Source organism: Pseudomonas sp. 22085, assembly GCF_052045815.1.
GTDB classification, from domain to species: domain Bacteria; phylum Pseudomonadota; class Gammaproteobacteria; order Pseudomonadales; family Pseudomonadaceae; genus Aquipseudomonas; species Aquipseudomonas glycinae.
This window is the reverse complement of sequence record NZ_JBQEQA010000003.1, coordinates 146458-170866: the sequence shown is the minus strand read 5'-3', so window position 1 is coordinate 170866 and position 24409 is coordinate 146458. Positions and strand designations below refer to the sequence as shown.

Below are 24409 nucleotides of genomic sequence, written 5' to 3'. Positions count from 1 at the left end.
GGCGCATGCCGGTACTGCCCGGTCTGATCATTGATGCCTATTTTTTTTCGTTATAGTGGCCACCCATCTGCTTGATGATGACGATCCGGTCTTTGGTGTTCTCCGTCAGATAAATACGGTCTCCCTTCGACAAGTAAAGATGCATTGGTTTTGATGTCGTGCTGGACGGACCATACATTGGCGTATATTCGGCATGGATGAGTCTGGCGGCGGAGGTCGGGGAGTTACCCGCTTCAACATGTTTCATGAACTCTTCTGCCCTGTCCTCCGAGGCCTTGCGCGCCTCTATCCTGAGAAAGTTCAACTTGTCTTTGGGCCTGACCAGCGTCCATTGCTTTTCGACCTGCTCCTCAACCGGCGCATTGGCTTTCCTGGCCGCGGCCTTCGCGCCTTTGCCCTTGGCAAGCACCTTGCCCATTTTCATCGTCCCCTTTGAACTGAGTCCCTGCTCAAAGGCCGAAGCCAGTTTTCTGCCGGCATTGACACCCGCTTTGGCGCCAGCCGCCAGACCGGCACCGAGCGAAGCCAGTCCAAGGCCGACACTGATCCAGCCCAATACCTCTCCCAATTGAGAGTCCGGTGCATAATTATCGAGCACTTCACCGGCGATACCCGTCAAACCTGAAGCGACAGTCAGTCCCAGCGCCGCCAGCGCCCACGGCGTGGCAGCGCCCATCGTCAGCACGCTGGCAACAATCCCGAGCACCCCCATTCCGATGCCCAGAATCGATTGCCAGGATATATGCCCTGTCGGGTCGACACGATTGACGGGATCGCCCAGGCAATAAGCGTAGGCATTCAATCCCCCCCCGCCAAACGGACTCATGCTGTCGGGGCCGAGAAAACGCATCAGCGTCGGGCTGTAGGCTCTGTAACCATTGCCCAGCAGGTAAAGGCCGGTTGCCCGATCAAGCTGCTCACCATTGAACCCCGCCAGACTGAACACCCCGCCTTCGGCAGGAAGGTGCCCGTACGGGCTGTAAACACGGTCAGTCAGATTTTTTTCACCCAGCTCTGCCAGCACACTGTGCTGCTGATCGGTGCCGAACAGTTGTGTGCCGCTGCCCGGTCCGAGTTGCTGCTGCCCCACCAGTAGTCCACCGTGACGCACGATACTGGATGAACTTTTACCACTGACTTCATGGATGACACGCCCTTCGTGGTAATAACGCTGGGTAGGTGCATTTTCCGGTTGCGACAGTTCAACCAGATGGTCGAAACCGTCGTAATGGTAATTGCGAATGACCGAGCCTCCTGCACCAGTCAATTGCTCAAGACGCCCGAATGCGTCATAGGCCAGGACTCGCGCCTGGTCATCTTTGATCATCCTGCCGTTGGCGTCGTATTCCAGGGTGACTGCCGGTGGATAGTCGACGTGTGAATGCCTGACTGCACTGAGTTGTACAGGGTCCGGATTGTCGTAACTGAAGGTGGTCAGATTCACACCCAGCGGGAACCGCGTCTGCACGCTCAGAAGGTTATCCAGCGCATCGAACGTGAATGTCTGCTGAACAATCTCCTTGCCATAAGGATCCCGGGGTTTTTGGGTACCCGCACAGTCGTACTGGATCAGCCGGCCACGCACATCGTAGGCAAATCGTTCATCGCGCAGTATTTGCGTACCGCGCATGGACACTTTCTGCGCCAGTTTGCCGGCAAGCGTGTAAGCCGAGACCAGCGTCTGGTCGGGCTGGCCCTTGATCTCGAAAGTACGGCAAGTCTCACGACCGATATCATCATAGGCAAACCGAGTGATCATTCTTCGCTTGATCGAAGTGTCTTCGGTCTTCGTCCACTCCAGCATCCCGGTCAGTGTGCTGTAGTGGAATTCGGTTTTCAGCGTCCCTTGCACAGTTGCCAACAAGCGGCCGTGCTCATCGTATTCGCAAATATGCTCGCCACCGAGAACATCGACATAAGTGAGCGGTCGCCCCTCGAGGGAATAAGTAAAGGAGGTTGCTTTGCTGATATCACCGAAGGTCGTCGTTTCGGACTTGATGCGCCCGGAAGGATAATAGGCAAAACGATGTTCTCGGTCTTTTTCGGTGCAGGTCAACGGCTGACCACTGACGGGGTCGTACGTCATGGTCGTGAGCAGAGCCCCCGCCTTGCGCTCGGTCAGTAAACCGCCCAGGTCTCGCAAATAAGTGAATTCGGTCTTCTTGCCCTCAGCGCTCCTGTACCACTGAGGCTGACTGAAACCCGCTTCGTAACCAGTCTGCGACTGGCGCCCACCCACCGTACTTTCCGTCAGGCGATTCAAACCGTCATAGATCTGCCGACCCAATACCTTGCCATCGACCTGAATCCCGACCGGCAGCGCTTCGTCAGTGTGATCCGCGTATTCGGTGACTACCTCACTGGCGTCGGGCATGACACTTCGGATCATGCGATCAAAGACGTCGTATTCATATCGAGTGGTATTGCCAACCGGATCGGTCTGGCTGGCCGTGCGCCCGAACCCGTCATAGGTATAAGTGGTTTTACCCAGACTCTCGCGCCTCAGATTGAAGCTCTCGACGCTCAGCGGTTTACCAAACTCGTTGACGAAAGTGACGGTCTTGCCCATCCCCTGAAGCCAATTCGTTTGCCGGCGAGCGACCGGATCGACCTCGTTGTATTCGATACGCCCATCGGCATGGAGGGTCTTGCTGAGCTGGCCCCAGTGATCGAATTCGTAGGCGGTCGCAACTGGATAAGGCTTGCCATCACGCCAATCGGTCAGCGTGACTTTCACTTTGTGACCCGCCGAATCATGAATCGCGGAATAAAGAGTGCGACTGTGAATGAGTCCGTCCTTGTCCGGATGGTCACAGTCCTTTTCCTCAACGGTGATAACCCTTTCCAGGCCGTCATACGTCGCGCGCTGCTCACCACCGGCTGGATCGGTGGTCACTATCGTAGCGGGCTGCTGCTTACTGGCGGGCAAATAGGCCCATCGGGTCAAGGCGGCGTAGGGGGTACCCCGGGCAAGCGTTTTGGACACTGGCCGGCCGATCGCGTCGTATTCATATTCGATGCGTTCACCATCGACACCGATGCTCGCGACCTGTAATCCACTCAACGTCGAGAGCACTTTCTCACTGGTCTGCAGCGCGCCATCAAATCCGTGAGTACTGGACTTTACCTCCAGCCTGGTGCCCTTGAGCTCATAGGAGAACTCGGTACGGTTTTTTTTATCTGCCAGAGTGATGCTTTGCTCTTTCATGGCCCCGTGCTTGAGCGGATCCTCTGGCGTATTCAGGTAACGCTTTTCGGTCTTCGATCGCAGGATTCCGACCCCTTCCACAAGCTCGAAAAAACGTTCCTCAACCGGCAGGACGAAGGCCAGCTCCGCACCGCTCAGCGCGGGATGCAGAACATAGTCGTAGTGCGTAACCGTCGAGTTTGCGCCCCCCGCTGCAGGAATGACTGTCCTTTTTTTCTGAAACCTGGCGAAACCCAGCGGATCCTCCGGACAGTTGTCCCCACCACTTGCCGGATAAAATTCCGACACAGTGGTCACTCCATTCGGCTCGACAATCTTCAGCAAGTTGCCTTCACCATCGAACTCGGTGACGGTGATTTCCTCACGTTTGTGCTGGGTGCGCCGGTCGAGATAAGTCACCTTCTGAACTTTTGGCATGCGGAACTGGGCAGGCTGCTCATTGAATGGCTTGGTGACGCAACAGTGATACTCGATAGTCGTTGAGGTCTGGGCATCGCCACTTGTCGTGACCTCCGAGATCAACAAATGGAATTTGTTGTAAGTGCGGCGGATGCGAGTGTGCACCTTACCGTTGACCACCATTAGCTCGTCCGAGGAATAGACATAGTTGGCGGGTGCCAGGTAGAGAGGGTCTCCATCATTGCTTCTGGTCGGGACGAGACCCTGCCCGAGAAAGTTATGGTCTGAATACGAGTAGGCCTTGCATATCCGGGGTTGATCGCGCCCGGGATAAATCTCGTGAGCGATGACAAATGGCAGTGTCTGTTCGACGCCACTCACGAAACGGTGACCTTGTCGTTTGTAGCGAATGATTTCTACACCGCGCAACGGGTTGACGACGCGCCGCAAATAGATGGCCTGATCAATGACTTCATATTCCAGCTCCCAGCCTTTGCCGACCGGTAGCTCGATTGCCGTAACCTGACTATTTTTCAGGATCAATGCGTAATCGGAACGGGCCAAACTATCGGGATGCCGGGTCAGTGTGACCTGACCTGCATTGCGTGTGATTTTCAGCAGGCATCGCTTGGCGTCGCTGACTTCAGCCAACATGGGAAACTGATTGAACAACACATGCTTCAGCGTGATGCTCACACCATTATGGGCAATGATTTTTTCCACTACCGCGACTTGAGTGCCTGCCTGAACCTTTAGCAGCTCACGCCGACCATCCTTGTAGCGAATTTCGTAGCGCCCCGTCCCGATCTCCAGCACCTTGGCGGTTTGCAGCTTCATTTCCTTGAACTTCAAGCCGCTGGAGGTCTCCACAGCCTGATAGCGTTCACCGTTGGCCAGCGTCATGACTTTGCTGCGCAAGTCGTAATGCGTCATGGTCAAAGACCAGCCTACGCCGAAACCGGTATCCATCTGATTGAGCGGATTGAAGCCCAAAGAAAGTGCAAGCTCAGGGCCATTGAGGTCCGCTGAGTGCAACTTGCCCAAGGAAAGCGCACACGTATACATGCCGGTGCGAGGATCAACACCTCCGGAAACAAACTCACTAAAGTTGAAAGCGTTTGAATGTGCTTTGGAAGAAAAATTACTTTCCATGGAAAAAACGTCCTTTATTTTCAGGTTCAGCGATTGGCGATATCAAGTGACCAGCAACAACTTGCTGGTCACCAGGCGAAATCAGGCAAGCTGTTTCATTGATCGCCGCGACTCATCCAAAATAAAAGTTCGTTGTTCCTTGTTACCGTCGAGAGAGAGCCTGTGTTCCGTGCCAAACTCATCGATTACTGCAAATTCGAATGCACTTTCGCTCTCCCGAGCCACTTGCAGGTCAGCTGAAACATACTGAACAAGTGTCAACTGCCCGGGCACTTTGTTGATCGGTACCGTTACGTAGCCGAGAGGGCCGCGAAACGTGGCTTTTTCTCCATAGATCGGTGCCATATAACCGTAAAAGTTTCTACGACCATCCTGTGTTCCGGAAATGTTGCCGGACACGTAGACCTGTACCGCTTCTTCGGAATCATAAGGGTCAAGTTTTACCTCACTGCTGTACCAGTCGAGGAGATGAACCTGCCGTCCTTCCGCTTGCAGACCAATGTGATAAAGCTGAATCCAGTCGTAACCTGCCCTCTGCTGCGCGTCGTCGTATTTCCTCAACGAAAAGCTGCTCAGTGGGTAAACCTTCGGAGGAACAGCTTCGAGCGTCACACTGCTATCAAAACCGATCCCGTTGGTTCGCAATGTCACGTTGTTCATGATGATTTCGGCAGCCACTTCCATAATTCCAGGCCTGGAGGCGGAAACCCAGAATTCAAAAACCTGCACAGGGTCGGAATCATCACTGATTCGATTGTTCTTTACGCGAGGAACTTCGGTCATGCGCGGTGCCCCACCCGACATTTCGTGTGCATAGCGATTTTCCTGGGTGGACACGCTCCAATCGCCCTCAAGAGGCCGGGCGCCGTTATAGGCAATCAGGCGCAGGGACTGCAAGGCGGGATGTCCATACAGCGACGCGTCGTCTCCACTGTTATCGACACCGTGTAAAAGTACCAACACGCGTACTTGCATGCGACCGTTGGCGTAAAGCGTTTTATGTTGGCCAGACCTGCCGGCGTCAAACTTCACCTCGATACGGGAAATACTGAGTTGCTCATCAAACATCAAATAATACCTTGGCAATGAATAAGTTTCGTCCTTCTCAGGACTTGCCGAAGCATTGACGCACGATCAAAACGACAATAAAACCATCAACACTCTACAAACTATTAACAGCCCCAGGCGAGGAAATACCTGAATATCAAATCAAAATTTACACACACTTTTCAAACCTTCAACAAGACATTCCACCGGCTCACAAACCTCAAGACCGTCCGCCCCAAAGCCTTAATTCTGAAGACCTGATGCTCCTCTTCCGGTCCTGCCCCAGGTTGAGCCAAAAACGGAAGAGGGCAAAAATTTTGCTTATATTTATCAAAACATGTTGGACAAACTGAATATTAGTTACTTCCTCCAACACTCAGTTACTGTCTGAATCCGTCCCGAATCCGCTCTCTGCGGATTCACTGTCGGACTCCACCTCTGAAAGCGGCTCATCCATCTGAATTTCTATTTTTCGATCCATGCTGGCATCTTCCAGATAATGACCAATTCGTTGCCTCGATACGTTATTCAACGGGTTATTCACCAGCCCGACAAACAAATGTTGTGTATCCGGAACATCGAATAACTCATCGCCAACATCTGAAATATTATTATTCTGCAACGCCAACACCCCAAGTTTTTTCGGCGCGCTTATTCCTGAAGGAATACTGGAAAGGTTGGCATCATGCAGCATCAACTCTTTCAATTCCGACATGAAGCCCACATGCGGGGTGATTGTCAGAGGATTGTGTGCCAGATTCAGCAATGTGAGTGTTTCTATTCGAGACAGCCCCTCAGCCGTCACCTCCGTAAGTCCAAGCGAGCAATTTTTCAATGTAAGCTCGCGCAATTCACGCATTTGAAATATTCCTGACGGAAACTCTTCCGCTCTTACGCCAGTGATCATCAAGTATTGAACATTGGGAAAACTGTCGAGGAACGCGCCTATTCGTGCACTGGTTACCTGCGCGGTTAATATTAATTCTGTTACATATTCGAACCGCGCGGATAACCTTGGCAACTCACCAGAAAAATCGATGTTCGACGAAAAATGATCGTCACCGTATCCCCATCGCGATACAGACTTGCGTTGCCAGATATCTCGCAGCATTGCGCTGAATTGCTCACGAGCCAGGCGTTCTCCGGCAAGCGTCAGCGCACGGCCCTGCGCTGACGATTGCGAATGCGAATGCGAGTGAGGCGAGGCCTCGCCGGCACTCCATATCGCCAGTTCGTCACGCAACATCGCGAACTCATTTTCGAGCCGCGTCATTACGCCGAATGGATCACTCCTCAAGCGCTGGTTGATAAACGTCGCCACTTCCTCGTCAGAGATCTGCGGATAAAGATCACGTACGCGCTCGGCAACGGACATCCGTTTGCGTACCGGGTCGAGACTTTCAAGTCGATCAAGCGAATCACTGCTGTCTACCGCATGCCAGAATCTGCCTTCGCCATTCGGCTTCAACAGCGGACCGGAGGGTTTGAGCTCTCTGGCTTTAGTGGCACGAAACAAGCCACTCTCCGCATCCGGAACCACTTGCACGAAACGGTCGTCGGCGACTTGCACAAACTGCCGCCCCTTGTACATCCGGATGCCTTGCGCATCGGCGTCGCCGAGGTGTGCTGATTTGGGTATCCGATAGTCTGCCAGCGAGGGGAGCGCCGAAAGTATCGCAAGCTCATTGGTTACCAAAGAGATCGGGGCCGCACTCACGCTGGTTTCCTGCGTCAGTGCGCCCATATTTTGCCGGGAGAAAATGTGCGACGGCTCCAGTCGATTCGGCATGGATATCTGCGGCGCTGCAGAGGCAGGAAGCGGTGGCCGATGTGAAACATCGATACTGAAATCGGGTGAGTTGCTTGGGGTAGCAACAGGTTTGACCTTTGGCATTTTGTCAGCCATGAGCGCTCATCCTTGAGGTGTCGTTGCGCTGGCCCCGCAAACCAAAGGGCCAACGCGAGTCATAAGTACTGCACGTTCCATGCGAGTACCTGATAGTTGAACATCACAGTCTATCGATACTTGCAGTATAAATGCGCATATATACCTACCACTCCTGCCGGATCAGCATCAGCGATGTATCGACTCAACCTCGTTCAAGTGTGAAATCGCGCGTATAAAAATCCAGCCTGAATGCCAGCTTGTGCTCGGTGCCGTGTTGATCAATAGCACGGAAGTGAAGAACTTCGCCGTACCTGGAGCTTGGTGCAAGTTCAGAATATTCGGACAGCGCCTGAACAACCGTCAGTTCTCCGTCGTGATCATTGACCCTGACAGAGTACTTTTTGGACTCTCGTGTAACAGCCTCGGAAAAAAGGAACGCAATGGGATCCCCATTAAATGGCAGTTGTACGTCCAGCGTGTTTCGTTCCGGGCGGACAAAAGTGGCCAGCATAAAATTGGTACTCGGCTCCTCTAACTTGTTACCCCCGGCAAAAGCATAGTCCTCGCCGGCTTCAGCTCCGTCTGCAATCCAATCAACCAGCTTGATCTGCTGCCCCTGTGGGTAAAGCCCCAGGTAGTAGTTGCAGATACGATTACCGGGCTGCTCATTACCGCGCCGGGCTTGATACCAGCGAAATTGCTCGATGGCATAAGCCGCAGGCGTTTGGGACTCAATCGTTACGCTGCTGTCATGAACACTGGACAGCGTGGTCCCGTTACTGAGAACCCTCAGCCCGTTCAGTGATAAGCGTGCAGCTATCCTGGTCGTTCCCGCGACCGATGAGGATACCCAGAAAGTGCGAACCTGCGGATGGACGCTGTCGCTTTCAGCATCGTCGTCGTGATCGACACCGACGACAGCCGAAGTTTGCGCCTCGAGGGTGTAACGTCCCTGCTCGGTGCTCGCGGTCCAGCCATTACGCAATGTCCTGCCAGTGCTGTAATGGATAAGCTCTATGCTATTTATTACATCTTCCGGCACATGCATGGCATCGCCGTTGGCGTCCACCCCGGAAACCAGAACTTGCACCTTAACCTGCATGCGGCCATTACCGTACAGCGATTTAAGGCTGGTGCTATCACCGGCATCAAACTTCACCTTGAAACTGGCAAGTCCTTCGAGAACAGGCGGGGCAGTTTGCTGATGCGATGTTGCACTCTCGATTTCACTCATGATTCATTTCCTTTGAAGAGTTCTATTCAAGGGTTGCCTTTGACAACCCATCAACAAAAGAAATAACACGGCTTCAAAACAGCCAACAAAGCGAAAAATGTAAGAAACATGCTCTTGCAAGCATTCCGAAACTTGCAATCAGGAAAAATCAATCAGCAGCAACAGATATCAATGTTCGTCGTTATAGACAAACTTCGGCATTTCCCAATGAAAACGAATCGCCAACAATCGCAACAGAAAACCACCAAACAAGGTAATCAGAATTGCCTGCTCACTCGGCACATTGAGATACAGGCACAGCATGTAACACCAGGCAGCTGCAAAAGAGACGCTGGCATACAGCTCACGGCGGAAGATCAACGGAATATCGTTGCAGAAGATATCGCGCAGGATGCCGCCGAATACACCGGTGATCACGCCGCTGACCGAGGCCACCAGCATCCCGTGGCCCATTTCCAGGGCGGTCATGCAACCGATCAGGGTAAACGCCACCAGACCGACCGCGTCGAGCACCAGAAACAGCGAGCGCAGGTGACGCATCCAGCGCGCAGTGAACACGGTGATCATCGCCGCGACCGTGGTCAGCACCAGGTATTCCGGGTGTTTGACCCAGGTCAGCGGGTAGTGCCCGAGCAGCACGTCACGCACCGAACCGCCGCCCAATGCGGTGACGCAGGCAATCAGCACCACGCCAAACCAGTCCATGCCGCGACGGCCCGCAGACAGGGCGCCGGTCATGGCTTCGGCAGTAATGGCGACGAGGTAGAGCATCAGCAACATGGTGGCGATCCTGGCAGGAAGGCGCGCAGTCTACTCACTTCGCCGAGGCACCAAAAGAGGGCACCCCGGCGTGGGTGCCGATCTCAGAACTTGATGAAATGCTTGCGGTAGTGCTGCAGCTCGGCGATGGATTCACGGATGTCGTCCAGCGCCAGGTGAGTGCTGCCCTTCTTGAAGCTGTCACGCACGTCCGGTGCCCAGCGCGCGGCCAGTTCCTTGAGTGTGGAGACGTCGAGGTTGCGGTAGTGGAAGTAGCTTTCCAGCGCCTTCATGTGGGTATAAAGGAAGCGGCGATCCTGGCAGATGCTGTTGCCACAGATCGGCGACTTGCCCTTCGGCACCCACTGCTCGAGGAAGGCGATGGTTTCGGCTTCAGCCTCGGCCATGCTGACACGGCTTTCACGCACGCGCTGGGTCAGACCCGAGTTGCCGTGGGTGCGGGTGTTCCACTCGTCCATGCGGGCGAGGACTTCGTCGCTGTGGTGGATGGCGATCACCGGGCCTTCGGCCAAGGTGTTCAGGTCACTGTCGGTGACGATGGTAGCCATTTCGATGATGACGTCGTTTTCCGGATCCAGACCGGTCATTTCCAGGTCGATCCAGATCAGATTCTGCGGGTTTTGCATATTTCGGCTCCTGAGCAATGCTGCGCAGTTTAGCCTAGGCAGCCTGCCGGGCGTGCTAAACTCGCGGCCGTTTTACCTAATCGCTGCATTCTTCAGACGGAACACCCATGGCCAAACGCCAACTCAATCGTCGTCAAAACTGGCGCATCGAAAAGATTCAGGGCGAGCGCGCCGCCCGCGCCGCCAAACGCGAGTCCTCGGCTGTCGAGGCGCTCGAAGGCGGCGACCTGGGCCCGGAACAGCACGGTCTGGTGATCGCCCACTTCGGTGTGCAGGTCGAGGTCGAGGCCGTTGACGGCGAACTGGCCGGCCAGGTTTTCCGCTGCCACTTGCGCGCCAATCTGCCTGCATTGGTGACCGGCGACCAGGTGGTCTGGCGCGCCGGCAACCAAGGCATCGGCGTGATCGTCGCGCAACTGCCGCGCACCACCGAACTGTGCCGCCCGGACAGCCGTGGCCAGCTCAAGCCGGTGGCCGCCAACGTCGACATGATCGTCATCGTCTTCGCCCCGCTGCCCGAGCCCCACGCCAACCTGATCGACCGATATCTGGTCGCCGCCGAACACGCCGGCATCCGTCCGTTGCTGCTGCTGAACAAGTTCGACCTGATCGACGAGCAGAACGCCCCGGCGCTGAACGCCCTGCTGGCGGTCTACCGCACACTCGGCTATCCGGTGCTGGAAGTCTCGGCGCACCACGGCAACGGCATGGAGCAATTGCAGAAGCAGCTCGACGGGCGCATCAGCGTGTTCGTCGGCCAGTCCGGTGTCGGCAAGTCGTCCTTGGTCAACAGCCTGCTGCCGGAAGTCGAAACCCGCGTCGGCCCGCTGTCCGAGCTGTCCGGTCAGGGCACGCACACCACGACCACTGCGCGCCTGTTCCACTTCCCTGGCGGTGGCGAGTTGATCGACTCCCCGGGCATCCGTGAATTCGGCCTCGGCCACGTCAGCCGCGCCGACGTCGAAGCCGGCTTCATCGAGTTCAACGATCTGCTCGGCACCTGCCGCTTCCGCGATTGCAAACACGATCGCGAACCCGGTTGCGCACTGCTCAAGGCCCTGGAAGATGGCCGCGTGCAGCAGCAGCGAATGAACAGCTACCGCTCGATCATCGCCAGTCTGCCGGAAAACGGTTACTAAACAGCCCTGTCGGCGGCCCTTCCCCAAGGGCTGCCGGTTGTCGGAACCTGCCGGCGTTTCCACCCTCACCTTAAACACAAGCCCTTTCTGTAAGCCTGATTACTTCAGTTTGCAGGACATTTCTCTTTTCCCGCCCAGACCTTGTAGCGCCCTTCCAGAGGCCTAAATTGGGTTCTTCCTTCGCACCTATGCGATCTCCGAGGAACCCCATGCAGACCTATCATTTGTTCATCAGCCACTCGTGGAACCACCCCCACGCCCACGACAATCTGGTGCGCCTGCTCGGCGCTCAAGCCGACTTCAGCTTCAAGAACTTTTCCGTGCCACCGCACAATCCGATCATGGGTGCACGCACCGACAAGCAGCTTGAAGAGGCGATCGAAAACAAGATCCGGCCGTGCTCGGCGGTGCTGATCATGGCCGGTATGTATTCGACCTACAGCAAGTGGATCAACAAGGAAATCGAGATCGCCAGACGCATGGGCAAGGTGATCATCGCGATCAAACCGTTCGGTGCCGAACGGATTTCCACCGTTGTACGCAATGCCGCACATGCCGAGTGTGCGTGGACCACCCAGAGCATCATCAAGACCATCCGCCTGCACACGGCGGTGTAACCATGCGCAAGGGACTGTTTATCGGCATCAACCACTACCACCATGTCGCCCCTCTGAGCGGCTGTAACAACGATGCCATGGCCATGGCATCGGTACTGGAGCGCCACGCCAACGGGCGGCCGAACTTCAGCAGCAAGGTACTGACTTCAGCCGAGGAGAACCTGACACTCGACACGATGAAGCAACAGATCCGGGAGCTGTTTTCCGGCGACTGCGATGTGGCGCTGTTGTACTTCGCAGGCCATGGCCAGTTCGACACCAGCATCGACGAAGGACTGCTGATTCCACAGGACTTCCGGCACGGCGGCGAAGGCATTCGCATCAGCGACATTCTGACGTGGGCCGATCAGGCACCGCACATCAAGAACAAGATCATCATCCTGGATTGCTGCCAGGCCGGCGCAGCAGGTGCCATGCGCAGTCTGCGCGGTGGCAGCAGCGTGATCGGCGAAGGCATGACCATCCTGACGGCCTGCAAGAAAGAACAATCGGCGCTGGAAAGCCGTGGCCACGGGGTGTTCACCGATCTGCTGTTGCAAGCCCTGCACGGCGGCGCAGCCAATGTATTGGGCAAGGTCACGCCGGGCAGTGTGTATTCGTTTGTCGACAATGCGCTGGGGGCATGGGAACAGCGGCCGGTGTTCAAGACCAACGTGTCGCAATTCGTACCGCTGCGCGAAGTCGCGCCGCTGATTGCCGAAGAAACACTGCGCAAGCTCAAGGACTGGTTTCCCGAGCCGAGCTTCGTCTTCCGGCTCGATCCCAGCTACGAACCCACCGAAGCGGCATTCGATCCCGATCACGGCGATGTCTTCAAACAGTTGCAGATGTGCAACCGCCACAGCCTGATCGAACCGGTCGACGCCGAGCACATGTACTACGCCGCCCTCCACTCCACCGGCTGCCGCCTCACTGCACTCGGCGCCTATTATCGAGAGCTAGCGCTCAAAGGACATTTCTGATGCCCGTATTCATCAGCTACCGCCACGGCGATCGCGCTCAGGCGATTGCCATCAACAGCCGCCTGGTTCAGGCCAATATCAAGACCTACCTTGATGTGCTGGATCCTGAATCCCAGACCACCGACGACATCACGGGTGTCATCACCCGTAACATCACCGAGTGCAGCCACCTGCTGGCCGTGGTGTCGGAAAAGACCGCACTGTCGTGGTGGGTGCCGTTCGAAATCGGCGAGGCGACCATCAGCCACCGACGAATCTGCTCGTTCAGAACCGGGCCGGCGGAGCTTCCGCACTATCTGGACAAATGGCCGAAGCTGAGCACCGATCGGGATCTGGACTTCTTCATCGATGCTTACCGCACCGAAGGAAGCGTCAAGCGCTCCATGACCCTGGATTCGGTCACGGCAAATCAGTCAACGCGAACCGCCAATCGACACAACGCCGAAGTGTTTCATGACGCGCTGAAAAACCGTATTCGACGCGGGTTTTAGTCAGCCCGAGCGCAGCAGGGAATGCGTCTGTGACCAGCCTTCCCGCCGGACACAAAAAAGCCGACATCGCTGTCGGCTTTTTTGTGGGTCACTGCTTCGGCGCGGTAGCCGGTGCAGTGGCCGGTGCAGCAGGCGCCGGTGCTGGTGCCGCTGTGCCCGGCTCGGTCGGTTTCGGCAGCGGGTCGTCGAACAGGTTCAGTCGTTCGCGCAACTCATGGGCCGGTACCGGCTGCTGATCTGCCGGCAAGGCGTTCGGGTCGACCGGGGTGGCCGGCGCCGCGCCGTTCTGGCCTTGATCTGCGGGTTGCGACGGGTCGGCACCTTGCGAGCCTTCGATGGCCGCCTGGGCCTTCTTGGTCAGCACCACGATGTCGATACGGCGGTTGACCGGGTTGAACGGGTTCTCCTTGTCGAACAGTGCCGACGAAGCGTAACCAACAACCCGCGCCACTTGAGCGTCCGGATAACTGCCCGCCACCAGCGCACGCCGGGCGGCGTTGGCGCGGTTGGCCGAAAGCTCCCAGTTGCCGAAGTCGCCATTGCCTACATAAGGCTTGGCATCGGTGTGACCGCTGATGCTGATCTTGTTCGGCACCGCTTTGATGGTGTCGGCCATGGCCAGCAGGATGTCTTCGAAGTACGGCTTCAGGCGTGCAGAGCCGGAATCGAACATCGGCCGGTTCTCGGCGTCCATGATCTGGATGCGCAAGCCGTTCGGCGTGATTTCGAACAGAATCTGATCCTTGAACTTCTGCAGCTGCGGGTTCTCGTCGACCTTGTTCTGCAGTTCCTGCAGCAACAGTTCCAGACGTTCCTTCTCGACCTGTTCAGCCATGCCTTCAACCTGTTCGGTGTCGACCGTGACCTTGTCCGGCTGCGGTTGCGACTTCACTTCAGGGTTGAGGGTGTTTTCCGGCGCCAGGGTCGGCGTGCCGCCCAGATCGATGATGTACGGCGTGCCGCTTTCGGAGAAACCGACCGGGTCCTTGAAGTAACCGGCAATGGCGATCTTCTGTTCCGGGGTCGCGGTGGACAGCAGCCACAACACCAGGAAGAACGCCATCATCGCCGTCGCGAAGTCGGCGAAAGCGATCTTCCACGCCCCGCCGTGATGCCCGCCGGCGATGCGCTTGACGCGCTTGATGATTATCGGCTGGTTATTTTCCATGACTTAACGACCGCGAACGGCTTGTTCCAGCTCGGCGAAGCTTGGACGGTGAGCCGGGTACAGCACCTTGCGACCGAACTCGACAGCCAGCGACGGCGGCATGCCGGAAGCCGAAGCCACCAGCGAGGCCTTGATGGCTTCGTAGACGTTCAGCTCTTCCTTGGCATCGTGGGCCAGGGAGTGCGCCAACGGGCCAAAGAAACCGTACGCCGCGAGAATACCGAAGAAGGTACCTACCAGTGCCGCACCTACGTGCAGACCGATGGATTTCTGATCGCCTTCACCCAGGGAGGCCATGGTCACCACGATACCCAGTACCGCCGCGACGATACCGAAACCCGGCATGGCGTCCGCGATGCCGTTCACCGCGTGGGACGGATGTTCGAGGTCTTCCTTCAGGCTGTACAGTTCCATGTCGAAAAGGCCTTCCAGCTCGTGGGGAGCCATGTTGCCGGACGACATGATGCGCAGGTAGTCGCAGATGAACGCGGTCATGCGTTCGTCTTTCAGTACCGCGGGGTACTTGGCGAAGATCGGGCTCGCGGCGGCGTCTTCGATGTCGCCCTCGATGGCCATCATGCCTTCGCGGCGACTCTTGTTGAGGATCTCGTAGATCAGGCCCAGCACTTCCAGATAGAACGTGTGGCTGAAACGCGAACTGAACATGCTCAGGGATTTCTTGAGCACGTGCATCGTCATGTAGCCGGGGTTGGCCTGGAGGAAGGCTCCGAGTGCCGCACCGCCGATGATCATCACCTCGAAGGGCTGGATCAGGGCGGCAATCTTGCCGTGGGAGAGCACGTATCCGCCGAGCACGCTCGCGAATACGACGATGATGCCGATAATTTTAGCCATAGGTAGAAAGGTACTTGTTTAAGTCGGGTTCAAGGTCATATTCGGAAGTTAAAAAATCTCTTCTTCTACTTATCGGCAAAACTGCGCCAGACTATAGCCAGTTCAGGCGAAAAGCCAATTTAGCCCATGCCGGGCGCGTCTACAGTCAGTGAAGATCTCGTCCAGACATGGCTAATGAAACGAACGTCCCACACGTAAAACCGACCACACTCGATGGCTGGGTGAAGCTGCTCGACAGCGTTCGCCTGCCAGTGCCGCAAGACGCCCATGACCGGGTCTGCCGGGCGATTCGCGATGACCGCAGCTCGCTGCGCGACATCGCCGACCTGATGCAGGACAGTCCGGCGCTGGCCCTGAGCATCATCCGCGAAGCCAACCGCCACACCCACGGCAACATGACTGCACCTGCGGAAAACCTCGAAGTGGCGATCAATCGCCTCGGCCTTGGTCGCACCGAAGAGTTGCTGGCGCGCCTGCCCGCCGAACCTGCCGCACAGATCCCCCAGCCCCTGCGCCAGTTGCAGATGATCAGCCAGCACGCCACGCAACAGGCCAACGGTTTTTTCGCCAGCCGACTGGCGCGACTATGGCAAGACATTCATTGGGGCAGCCTGTTGTTTCTGTCGCCGCTGTGGCCGTTGGCGCTGACCTTTCCCAAATTGCTTGAAGAGTGGGAAGTGCGGGTTATCCACAAGGGTGAATCGGCGCGAGTCGTGGAAAAGCAGCTGTTCGGCGTGCGCCTGCTGAAGATCGGCGAGGCGCTGGTGCAAGTCTGGCGTCTGCCGGTCTGGGTGCAGCAAGGTTATCGGCTGCTGCTGACCGAACAGCGCGAACTGGTCAAGGTCCTGCGCATTGCCCGCGACGTCGATCATCCGTTGCGCCAGCAGAATCGCCTTGATGACGACCCGACCCTGCGCCGCTGGCTCAACCAGCCGGCCAACACCGTGTTGCTGGCCAACGGACTGGCACTGTCGGCGCAACAGGCCTGGGACAGTCCGCACAGTGAGCGCTGGCAATTCCTGACCAGCCTCTACCTGCAAATCTCGATGGACGAGGTGCAACAACAATTGCACCAACAGGCCGCCGTCAGCGCTCGCCATCATTTCATGCCGGACCTTTGGCATCCGGCGCTTTCGCTGCTGTGGCCGTGGGGCACCCGTCGCCTTCCAGCCGGAATGCTGCCGGCTGCGGCGCCGTCCGCTGAAGACCTGAGCCAATGGCGCCGGCAATGCGCGGAGCTGCTGGCCGTGCCAAGCCGCTTCACCAACGCCATGAGCCTGACCGTCGCCGCCCGCGATGCGCTGGTCGCCAGCGGCATGCGCCGGGTGATGATCCTGATGGCCGACCGCGGCCACGCCAATCTGCGCGTCCATCAAACCTCGGGGTTGCCGAAGGACGCCGCTGCGCTCAATTTCGTCGTCAGCCAGAGTTCGGTGCTGCAACGCTTGCTCGCGCAGCAGGCGCAAGTGCGGATCACCCCGGACAACAACGCCCAGTTTTCCGCCCTGCTGCCGCCCTCGCTGCGCGCCCTTTTCCGTGGTGAACACCTGTTCCTGCGTTCACTGGTGAACAACGGCCGGGTGATCATGATCGTGGTCGCCGACCAGGGTGGCGGGCCATTCGCCGACATCACCGTGCAAGCCTTCGGCAAAACCGCGCAGTGCATCGAGAAAGCCCTGCACAGTTTTAGCCAGCGCGGCCAATGACAGCTACAATCCATCCCCTTTGTGCTCTGGAGACCTCACATGTCTGATTTCTCTGGCCTGGCCCTGGTGATCGAGCCGAGCGACCTGCTGCCGCGCCTCGAATCCCGCGATCTGATTCTGGTGGATCTGACCAGTGCCGCCCGCTACGCCGAGGGACACATTCCCGGCGCACGTTTTGTCGATCCGAAACGCACCCAGCTGGGTCAGGCGCCGGCTCCGGGGCTGTTGCCGAGCAAGGAAAAACTCGAAGAACTGTTCGGTGAGCTGGGTCATCGCAAAGATGCGGTCTACGTGGTCTATGACGACGAAGGCGGCGGCTGGGCCGGGCGCTTCATCTGGCTGCTCGATGTGATCGGTCACGACAAGTACCACTACCTCGACGGCGGTCTGCCGGCGTGGCTGGCGGAAGGTTCGCCGATGTCGATCCAGATTCCTCCGGCGGTGGGCGGCCCGGTTGCCCTGACCCTGCACGAGGAACCGACCGCCACCCGCGAATACCTGCAAAGCCGTCTCGGCGCCGCCGACCTGGCGATCTGGGACGCTCGCGGGCCGCTGGAGTATTCCGGTGAGAAGGTCCTGGCGGCCAAGGGCGGGCACATCCCCGGCGCGGTCAATTTCGAATGGACGGCGGGCATGGATCAGGCGCGTCAGCTGCGCATCCGTACCGACATGCCGCAGATCCTGGAAAACCTCGGGATCACCAAGGACAAAGAAATCATTACCCACTGCCAGACCCATCACCGGTCCGGTTTCACTTATCTGGTGGCCAAGGCCCTCGGTTATCCGCGGGTCAAGGGCTACGCCGGTTCCTGGGGCGAATGGGGCAACCACCCCGACACCCCCGTCGAGCTTTAAGGATTTTTAAGGACAGTCATGAAAGAGCGTTTGTTTATCATCAGTCAGTACCTGCTGCCCCATCACCTGCTGTCGCGCCTGGCCGGCTGCGTCGCCGAGTGCCGCGTGCGCTGGTTCAAGAATGCCTTCACCACCTGGTTCGCCAAGCGTTATCAAGTGGACATGTCGCAGGCACTGGTTGAAGACGTGACCGCTTACGAGCACTTCAATGCCTTCTTCACCCGCGCCCTGAAAGACGGCGCTCGCCCACTGGACCCGACCCCAGGCGCGATCCTCAGCCCGGCCGACGGCGCGATCAGCCAGCTCGGCCCGATCGAACACGGTCGCATCTTCCAGGCCAAGGGCCACAGTTTCAGCGTGCTGGAACTGCTGGGTGGCGATGCAGCCAATGCTGCACCGTTCATGGGCGGTGAATTCGCGACTGTTTACCTGTCACCGAAGGACTACCACCGCGTGCACATGCCGCTGGCCGGCACCCTGCGCGAAATGGTCTACATCCCGGGCCGGATTTTCTCGGTCAACCAGACCACCGCAGAGAACGTTCCGGAACTGTTTGCCCGCAACGAGCGCGTGGCGTGCATCTTCGACACCGAGCGCGGGCCGATGGCCGTGGTGCTGGTGGGCGCGATGATCGTGGCCTCGATCGAAACCGTGTGGGCCGGTCTGGTCACGCCACCGAAGCGCGAACTGAAAACCTTCCGTTACGACGAAGCCGCCCGTGCGCCGATCCATCTGGAAAAAGGTGCGGAACTGGGGCGCTTCAAGCTGGGTTCGACCGCGATCGTGCTGTTCGGGCCGGATCAGGTGAAATGGGTTGAAGAATTGAAAGCCGGCTCGCCGGTACAGATGGGTCAGGCCCTGGCACAGTCGAACGCCTGAACCTGTTGATCCGCCCTTTCGCACGTCTGCGAAGGGGCGGATACGACCTGGGTGGCGCCGTTACTCTATCTGCCCACGGAAGCCGATCGGCCCTTCGTTGGCGTAGGTATTGGTGCCACTGAGGTTTTTCCCGCCGTCACTCGACGTGACGCTCAACGCGATAACGTTCTGGTTATCTCGCCCGCCGATCACCCACTTGCCACCTGGATGCCACGGGGCATCGTTGCCACCCCACTGGTTTTCGACGTTGTACTGGTTCTGGCCAGTGCGCTGAGCCTTGAAGCCAATAGGGCCTTCGCCGGCGTAGGTCATGGTGCCGGTAAAGGTTTTGCCACCGTCGCCGGACTTGATGTCGATCGCGACGACGTTCTGGTTGTCCCGCGCGCCCAGCACCCAGGTTCCACCCGGATGCCAGGGTGCCGAACTACCGCCCCATTGATTTGCCACTGCGTATTTAGACATGAACCTCATCTCCTTGAAGTTTCGGGAGACCTGCCCCGACGTTGACGGCAGGCCGTGCAACCGTGCGTTTCCGATCGCACGTCAGACAGCCTAGTAGCGCCTGCGGAAATGGCACCAGGCCAGCAGACCAACGGTAAAAAAGGCTGACAAACGCCAGCGAAACGGACCACAACTGCTAAAGTTTTGGCATTGCCCTATTCGCCGCCGGAGCTTGTCACGGCATGAGTGAGCCACGATCCCGACCACCACTGGCTACCCCGACACCCACGCAGTTGCGCTTGTCTTTCTGTGAAGCCACCCCACGCGACCTCAGGCGCTGGATTGCCGATCTGCCCAAGGCCAACATCGGCGAAACCGCGCGCCTGCTGTATCAAGGCCTCGGCGAAATCAATCAATTGCTGACCCCCAGCGACAACCGCCTGCATTTGCTGGAGCTGTTGCGGCCCGAGGTGTATTTCGTCTGCCAGCATCTGGAGCGGCATTTTCTGCATCAGGCGATCATGCTCGATGAGCGCTCACGCAAGATCAGCAATCTGTGCCAGGCCCTGCAAAGTCAGCTGGCCATCGGTTACAAACAGATCATTGTGCGGATTGCACCCAAGTACTCGCGGGATCGCGCGGCATTGGTGAGCGAAGCGCTGCAACGGGCGGCTCATGCACTCAAAGGGCAACTGGTTCGCGCCGCGCAGTTGTACAGCGCCGCACCGGAACAGCTGTGGTTCGAACTGCATCAATTGTTTCGCTGCGCCTGCGAACTGCAACTGCAGCATCGCCGGGTGCGAGACGACCTCGCCAGTCTGACCGGCGAGTTGAGCGTCGAACAGACCTACCTCGCCGCCCTGCTGCTGGGTAGCGCACGCTGCAATCAGTTGCGGCAGAATCAGATCGCGCGGCTGGCCCAAGTAGTGGAACCGTGGAGTGCGTGGCTGAAACTGCATCCCGCCCATCCGGGCGAGGGTTTATTCGCGGTCTCGGCAGACATCGACGCCGGCCCGCGCTACCGCTCCCAGTTTCGCAGCGAGCAACAGGCAGGCTTGCTCGGTTTCGATCCGCAACCGCTGGTGAATGCCATCGAGGCCCACCTTCTGCAGCAGGACGCAACGACGCCGCTGCCCGTGCCGGCCGGCCTGACCCTCGACACCCTGCAACATTTGCACGCGACTTGGGGCGAAGCCGCCGAACGCAGCTTCCAGCGCACCGTCGGCCAGGGCAACTTGACCGTGTGCGTCGGCATGAGCGCCCTGCACTTTTACCTGGGCGGCGAACGCACTTTCAGCGAACTGCTAAAGCACCCCGGAACTCGTGCGGCAAATTTCAGCCACGCGGTGGTTCAGGGCGAAAAGGACGGCTGGAGCCAGGCGTTCGATGCCGCACCGCAGAGCAAGGCCGACGAGTTTTTGCCTTACGAAGAGATCCGCTACGAACCGCTGGCCGACGACGAAAGCGACACTGACAGCCGGCCGCATTACCCGACCTATGCATTGCCGGTCATCAACCACAGCCCCGGTGGTTACTGCCTGGCCTGGCCAAAAGAAGTACCCGCTGAATTACAGGCCGGGGAAATGATCGGGATTCAGGACAGCCTCAATCAAGGCTGGAGCATTGCCGTCGTACGCTGGATCCGCCAGGTGCGCGGCGCGGGGACGCAGATGGGTATCGAATTGGTGGCGCCACACGCTCAGCCCTGCGGCTTGCAGCTGGTGCGCACGCGGGATGATCACAGTCATTATTTGCGAGGTTTGCTACTGCCGGAAATCAGCGCCATCCACTTGCCCGCGACGCTATTGGCACCACGGCTGCCGTTTCAGGAAGGCAACAAAGTGCTGATCAACACCCAGGGCGAAGAACACCGCGCCGGGCTGGATCGGCGGGTGGCGAGCACACACAGTTTCAATCAGTTCGCCTATCGCTCGCTGGAGACCGCCAAAAATGGCGAGAGTGAAGAGGATTTCGACTCGTTGTGGAAATCCCTTTGAGCCAGGACCGCAGCCAAGGGCTGCGATCCTGTGCCTGGGTCAGAGCTGCCCGTCGCGATCGCGGAAGCCCAGCAGGTACAGCACACCATCCAGACCGAGGGTCGAGATCGCCTGCTTCGCCGACTGCTTGACCAGCGGTTTGGCGCGGAACGCCACGCCCAGACCGGCAATCGCCAGCATCGGCAGGTCATTGGCGCCATCGCCCACGGCGATGGTCTGCTCCAGACGCAAACCTTCTTTTTCAGCCAGTTGCTTCAGCAGATCGGCCTTGCGCTGGGCATCGACGATCGGCTCGATCGCCACGCCGGTGCACTTGCCGTCGACCACTTCCAGTTCGTTGGCGAACACATAGTCGATACCGAGCTTGGCCTGAAGTTGCTTGGCGAAGTAGGTGAAGCCGCCCGACAGGATCGCGGTCTTGTAGCCCAGGCGCTTGAGTTCGGCGAACAGGGTTTCGGCGCCTTCGGTCAGGCGCAGCGAGGCGCCGATCGAATCGAGTACGCTGACATCCAGGCCCTTGAGCAGCGCCAGACGCTCCTTGAAGCTGGCGCGAAAGTCCAGCTCGCCGGCCATTGCCCGCTCGGTGATTTGCGAAACCTGATCGCCAACGCCGGCGGCTTTGGCCAGTTCGTCGATGACTTCGGCTTCGATCAGGGTCGAGTCCATGTCGAACACCGCCAGACGACGGTTGCGACGGAACAGCGAATCTTCCTGGAAGGCGATATCAACGTTCAGCTCCTGTGCCACGCTGAGGAACTCGGCGCGCAGGGCTTGCGGATCGGCGGCTTCGCCGCGCACGGAGAACTCGATGCAACCCTTGCCCTTGTCAGCCGGGGTGTCCAGCGGCATACGACCCGACAGACGGTCGATATGGTCGATGTTCAGGCCGTATTTGGCGGTGATCGAGCTCACGGCCTGCAACTGGCCGGCGGTGACCTTGCGGGTCAGCAGGGTAACGATGTGGCGCTTCTTGCCCTGATTGCCCACCCATTGCTGGTAATCCTCTTCGGACACCGGGGTGAAGCGCACCTGCTGATCGAGCTCATAGCCCTTGAACAGGATGTCCTTGAGCACCGACTTGCCTTGCTCGGAGTCGGGAATTTCCACGAGGATGCCGAACGACAGCATGTCGTGGATCACCGCCTGACCGATGTCGAGGATATTCACACCACCCTGGGCCAGTACACCGGTAATGGCCGCCGTCAGACCAGGACGGTCGACTCCCGTGATGTTAATCAGGACGATTTCGCGCAACGCGCACCCCCGCAACTGGAAAAAAACCGCATTCTACCCACTTTCAGTGACCATCGGGCACCGCCAGCGCTTTGCCGGTCTAGGGCCTGTCGCTATACTGCGCGTCAACTTCACGGACAAAAGAGCCGAGCTCAGTGAACCGGCCCACGCCAGTTAAAACCGATAACTTCTTTCTGCTGATCTTCCGTGCACTGCGCCACCGCCGTGTACCGATTGCATTGCGCATTGCCAGCCATAACGTGATCCTGGTCGCTCTGGCCCTGGTGATCTATGCCTGCGTGATGGGCCTGCAGTTCAAGCAGGCCATGCACGAGCAGGCCGATGCGCTGGGCGAAAGCCTGACCACGCAGACCGCCACCTCCGCCACCGAGCTGCTGGTGTCCAACGACATCCTCAGCCTCAACGTGCTGCTCAACAACCTGACCAAGAACAAGCTGGTGGCCCACGCCGCCATCTACAGCGTGGACAACCGCATCCTCGCCGAGTCCGGTCAGCGGCCCAAGCACGGCCTGCTCGGCGAAGCCGAGGGCATGTACGAGAGCAAGATCACCTTCCAGGACGTGACCGCCGGGCAACTGCGCATCAGCCTGGACATGGATCAGTTCCAGCAGCCGATGACCATCAGCCTGCAAAGCATGGGCATCCTGAGTGCGATCCTGCTGGCACTGTCCCTGGCCCTGAGCCTGCGTCTGGGCCGGCACATTTCCACGCCGCTGCTGCAACTGCGTGTATGGCTGCGCCGGATCGACGAATACACGCCGGGGATCGAGCGTCAGGACGAGATCGGCGATCTTGCCCGCCAGTTGCACGCCAACTACGCCCCGGAGCCGGCCGAACCGGAGCCCGAGCCGGAGCCCGAGTTCGAGGACGACGAGCCGGAATTCGAAGTGCGCAACCTGCGTGATCCAAGTTTTGACGAAAGCCGCCCGATGGCCGCGCAGAAGCCCGCGCCACGCCATGTGGTCAGCACCGTTGAAGACGACGATGACGAAGACCCGTTCGCCGATCTGCGTGACGAGTCGCTGAGCGATGCCGCGCAACCGGCCGTGCGCCGCCCGACCCCGAGCGTGCCGCAACACACGGCGGTGCTGGCGGTGCAACTGGGCTCGCAGGAACAACTGCGCCGCTTGCCGCGGGCACGACTGGAAGAGTTGCAGGATCGCTATCGCGATTGCCTGGAACAGGCCGCTTCGCTGTATCAGGGCGAAATCGAAACCCTGAACGACGGCAGCACGCTGATGCTGTTCCACACCGAAGACAGCGGCGACGACTACCTGACCAACGCCATCTGCTGCGGCGAGTTGCTGCGGGCGCTGGGCCACCAGTTGCAGATCGAAGTCGCCGACAGCGGCATCACCCTGCAATTGCAGTTGGGCCTGACCCTCGGCGACGAACTGTTCGGCCTGAGCCAGATCGACCTGTTGCTGACCGATTCCGCCCAGGACGCGCTGGCCCTGTCGCAACACAGCCGCAACCTGCTGCTGGTGGAGCGCAAGATCGGTGACGACGCGCTGATCCGCCAGCGTGCACGGATCCGGCCGATTGCCAGCCCTGAGGGGGCTTGCTGCGTGGAGCGGTTGATGGAGCCTTATCCGTCGATGCTTGAGCGGCAACTGGCGCGGATGCATGAGCGTCGGGCTTAAGCCTTAAGCCAGTTACAAACAAGCCCGCAGACGAGTGATTGTCTGCGGGCTTTTTTGTGCGTGGGGTT

Annotated in this window: 19 protein-coding genes; 9 read left to right on the top strand and 10 right to left on the bottom strand. The window is 58.5% G+C overall.

Annotation, left to right across the window (positions count from 1 at the left end):
• Positions 1-37: 37 nt before the first annotated feature.
• The 6 genes from ACTJK7_RS04640 to orn form a co-directional block, all read right to left on the bottom strand.
• Positions 38-4759 carry an RHS repeat domain-containing protein gene (locus ACTJK7_RS04640; RefSeq protein ID WP_440779970.1) on the bottom strand — a complete coding sequence of 1574 codons (4722 nt, stop codon included), beginning with the start codon at positions 4757-4759 and terminating at the stop codon, positions 38-40.
• An 81-nt stretch (positions 4760-4840) separates the two neighbouring features.
• Positions 4841-5827 carry a hypothetical protein gene (locus ACTJK7_RS04635; RefSeq protein ID WP_108559307.1) on the bottom strand — a complete coding sequence of 329 codons (987 nt, stop codon included), beginning with the start codon at positions 5825-5827 and terminating at the stop codon, positions 4841-4843.
• Positions 5828-6182: 355 nt separating this feature from the next.
• Complete coding sequence (locus ACTJK7_RS04630) at positions 6183-7712, bottom strand: hypothetical protein (RefSeq protein ID WP_159085198.1); 1530 nt, start codon at positions 7710-7712, stop codon at positions 6183-6185.
• 184 nt (positions 7713-7896) lie between these two features.
• Complete coding sequence (locus tag ACTJK7_RS04625; protein WP_108559304.1) at positions 7897-8928, bottom strand: hypothetical protein; 1032 nt, start codon at positions 8926-8928, stop codon at positions 7897-7899.
• Positions 8929-9096: 168 nt separating this feature from the next.
• Positions 9097-9708 carry a trimeric intracellular cation channel family protein gene (locus ACTJK7_RS04620; RefSeq protein WP_064379088.1) on the bottom strand — a complete coding sequence of 204 codons (612 nt, stop codon included), beginning with the start codon at positions 9706-9708 and terminating at the stop codon, positions 9097-9099.
• A gap of 83 nt (positions 9709-9791) precedes the next feature.
• On the bottom strand, positions 9792-10334 hold the full coding sequence (orn, locus tag ACTJK7_RS04615) for an oligoribonuclease (RefSeq protein WP_011332176.1): 543 nt from the start codon (positions 10332-10334) through the stop codon (positions 9792-9794).
• A 107-nt stretch (positions 10335-10441) separates the two neighbouring features.
• Between orn and rsgA the strand changes: the two genes are divergently transcribed.
• The 4 genes from rsgA (at position 10442) to ACTJK7_RS04595 (ending at position 13543) form a co-directional block, all read left to right on the top strand.
• Positions 10442-11473, top strand: a complete 1032-nt coding sequence (rsgA, locus tag ACTJK7_RS04610; RefSeq protein ID WP_007950741.1) for a small ribosomal subunit biogenesis GTPase RsgA — start codon at positions 10442-10444, stop codon at positions 11471-11473.
• A 209-nt stretch (positions 11474-11682) separates the two neighbouring features.
• On the top strand, positions 11683-12090 hold the full coding sequence (locus ACTJK7_RS04605; protein ID WP_440779971.1) for a TIR domain-containing protein: 408 nt from the start codon (positions 11683-11685) through the stop codon (positions 12088-12090).
• 2 nt (positions 12091-12092) lie between these two features.
• Complete coding sequence (locus ACTJK7_RS04600; RefSeq protein ID WP_064379086.1) at positions 12093-13052, top strand: caspase family protein; 960 nt, start codon at positions 12093-12095, stop codon at positions 13050-13052.
• The gene (locus ACTJK7_RS04595) at positions 13052-13543 is read left to right on the top strand and encodes a toll/interleukin-1 receptor domain-containing protein (protein WP_102686789.1); all 492 of its coding nucleotides are present in this window, start codon (positions 13052-13054) and stop codon (positions 13541-13543) included. Before ACTJK7_RS04600 ends, ACTJK7_RS04595 begins: the two co-directional genes overlap by 1 nt.
• An 88-nt stretch (positions 13544-13631) precedes the next feature.
• Here the strand turns inward: ACTJK7_RS04595 and motB are convergent, their stop codons facing one another.
• Complete coding sequence (motB, locus tag ACTJK7_RS04590) at positions 13632-14711, bottom strand: flagellar motor protein MotB (protein WP_108559300.1); 1080 nt, start codon at positions 14709-14711, stop codon at positions 13632-13634.
• A 3-nt stretch (positions 14712-14714) separates the two neighbouring features.
• Complete coding sequence (gene motA / locus ACTJK7_RS04585) at positions 14715-15566, bottom strand: flagellar motor stator protein MotA (protein WP_007952169.1); 852 nt, start codon at positions 15564-15566, stop codon at positions 14715-14717.
• 167 nt (positions 15567-15733) lie between these two features.
• On the opposite strand from motA, the gene ACTJK7_RS04580 reads away from it, so the two are divergent.
• Genes ACTJK7_RS04580 through asd form a run of 3 tightly spaced genes read left to right on the top strand, consistent with a single transcriptional unit; the run spans position 15734 to position 19006 of the window.
• Complete coding sequence (locus ACTJK7_RS04580; protein WP_108559298.1) at positions 15734-17272, top strand: HDOD domain-containing protein; 1539 nt, start codon at positions 15734-15736, stop codon at positions 17270-17272.
• A 39-nt stretch (positions 17273-17311) separates the two neighbouring features.
• Positions 17312-18127 (top strand): rhodanese-like domain-containing protein, encoded by an 816-nt coding sequence (locus ACTJK7_RS04575; protein WP_108559296.1) that lies wholly within the window; start codon positions 17312-17314, stop codon positions 18125-18127.
• An 18-nt stretch (positions 18128-18145) separates the two neighbouring features.
• Positions 18146-19006 carry an archaetidylserine decarboxylase gene (gene asd / locus ACTJK7_RS04570; RefSeq protein WP_108559293.1) on the top strand — a complete coding sequence of 287 codons (861 nt, stop codon included), beginning with the start codon at positions 18146-18148 and terminating at the stop codon, positions 19004-19006.
• Between the two features lie 60 nt (positions 19007-19066).
• Here asd and ACTJK7_RS04565 read toward each other — a convergent pair whose 3' ends face one another.
• A complete protein-coding gene (locus ACTJK7_RS04565; RefSeq protein ID WP_108559292.1) occupies positions 19067-19468 on the bottom strand; it encodes a lectin OAA family protein in 402 nt (133 codons plus the stop codon).
• 221 nt (positions 19469-19689) lie between these two features.
• On the opposite strand from ACTJK7_RS04565, the gene ACTJK7_RS04560 reads away from it, so the two are divergent.
• Entirely contained in the window at positions 19690-21444 is a 1755-nt protein-coding gene (locus ACTJK7_RS04560; RefSeq protein WP_440779974.1) for a molecular chaperone, read from the top strand.
• Positions 21445-21483: 39 nt separating this feature from the next.
• On the opposite strand, the gene serB is transcribed toward ACTJK7_RS04560, so the two are convergent.
• Positions 21484-22698 carry a phosphoserine phosphatase SerB gene (serB, locus tag ACTJK7_RS04555; protein ID WP_039766615.1) on the bottom strand — a complete coding sequence of 405 codons (1215 nt, stop codon included), beginning with the start codon at positions 22696-22698 and terminating at the stop codon, positions 21484-21486.
• Between the two features lie 134 nt (positions 22699-22832).
• On the opposite strand from serB, the gene ACTJK7_RS04550 reads away from it, so the two are divergent.
• Entirely contained in the window at positions 22833-24341 is a 1509-nt protein-coding gene (locus tag ACTJK7_RS04550; RefSeq protein WP_197869237.1) for an AhpA/YtjB family protein, read from the top strand.
• Positions 24342-24409 lie beyond the last annotated feature (68 nt).

Coding starts and splice junctions, on each gene's coding strand:
- orn (WP_011332176.1), bottom strand. CDS start 10,334: ATGCAAAACCCGCAGAATCTGATCTGGATCGACCTGGAAATGACCGGT.
- ACTJK7_RS04605 (WP_440779971.1), top strand. CDS start 11,683: ATGCAGACCTATCATTTGTTCATCAGCCACTCGTGGAACCACCCCCAC.
- rsgA (WP_007950741.1), top strand. CDS start 10,442: ATGGCCAAACGCCAACTCAATCGTCGTCAAAACTGGCGCATCGAAAAG.
- motA (WP_007952169.1), bottom strand. CDS start 15,566: ATGGCTAAAATTATCGGCATCATCGTCGTATTCGCGAGCGTGCTCGGC.
- ACTJK7_RS04565 (WP_108559292.1), bottom strand. CDS start 19,468: ATGTCTAAATACGCAGTGGCAAATCAATGGGGCGGTAGTTCGGCACCC.
- ACTJK7_RS04640 (WP_440779970.1), bottom strand. CDS start 4,759: ATGGAAAGTAATTTTTCTTCCAAAGCACATTCAAACGCTTTCAACTTT.
- ACTJK7_RS04580 (WP_108559298.1), top strand. CDS start 15,734: ATGGCTAATGAAACGAACGTCCCACACGTAAAACCGACCACACTCGAT.
- motB (WP_108559300.1), bottom strand. CDS start 14,711: ATGGAAAATAACCAGCCGATAATCATCAAGCGCGTCAAGCGCATCGCC.
- ACTJK7_RS04625 (WP_108559304.1), bottom strand. CDS start 8,928: ATGAGTGAAATCGAGAGTGCAACATCGCATCAGCAAACTGCCCCGCCT.
- ACTJK7_RS04575 (WP_108559296.1), top strand. CDS start 17,312: ATGTCTGATTTCTCTGGCCTGGCCCTGGTGATCGAGCCGAGCGACCTG.
- ACTJK7_RS04600 (WP_064379086.1), top strand. CDS start 12,093: ATGCGCAAGGGACTGTTTATCGGCATCAACCACTACCACCATGTCGCC.
- ACTJK7_RS04595 (WP_102686789.1), top strand. CDS start 13,052: ATGCCCGTATTCATCAGCTACCGCCACGGCGATCGCGCTCAGGCGATT.
- asd (WP_108559293.1), top strand. CDS start 18,146: ATGAAAGAGCGTTTGTTTATCATCAGTCAGTACCTGCTGCCCCATCAC.
- ACTJK7_RS04560 (WP_440779974.1), top strand. CDS start 19,690: ATGAGTGAGCCACGATCCCGACCACCACTGGCTACCCCGACACCCACG.
- ACTJK7_RS04635 (WP_108559307.1), bottom strand. CDS start 5,827: ATGTTTGATGAGCAACTCAGTATTTCCCGTATCGAGGTGAAGTTTGAC.
- ACTJK7_RS04620 (WP_064379088.1), bottom strand. CDS start 9,708: ATGTTGCTGATGCTCTACCTCGTCGCCATTACTGCCGAAGCCATGACC.
- ACTJK7_RS04630 (WP_159085198.1), bottom strand. CDS start 7,712: ATGGCTGACAAAATGCCAAAGGTCAAACCTGTTGCTACCCCAAGCAAC.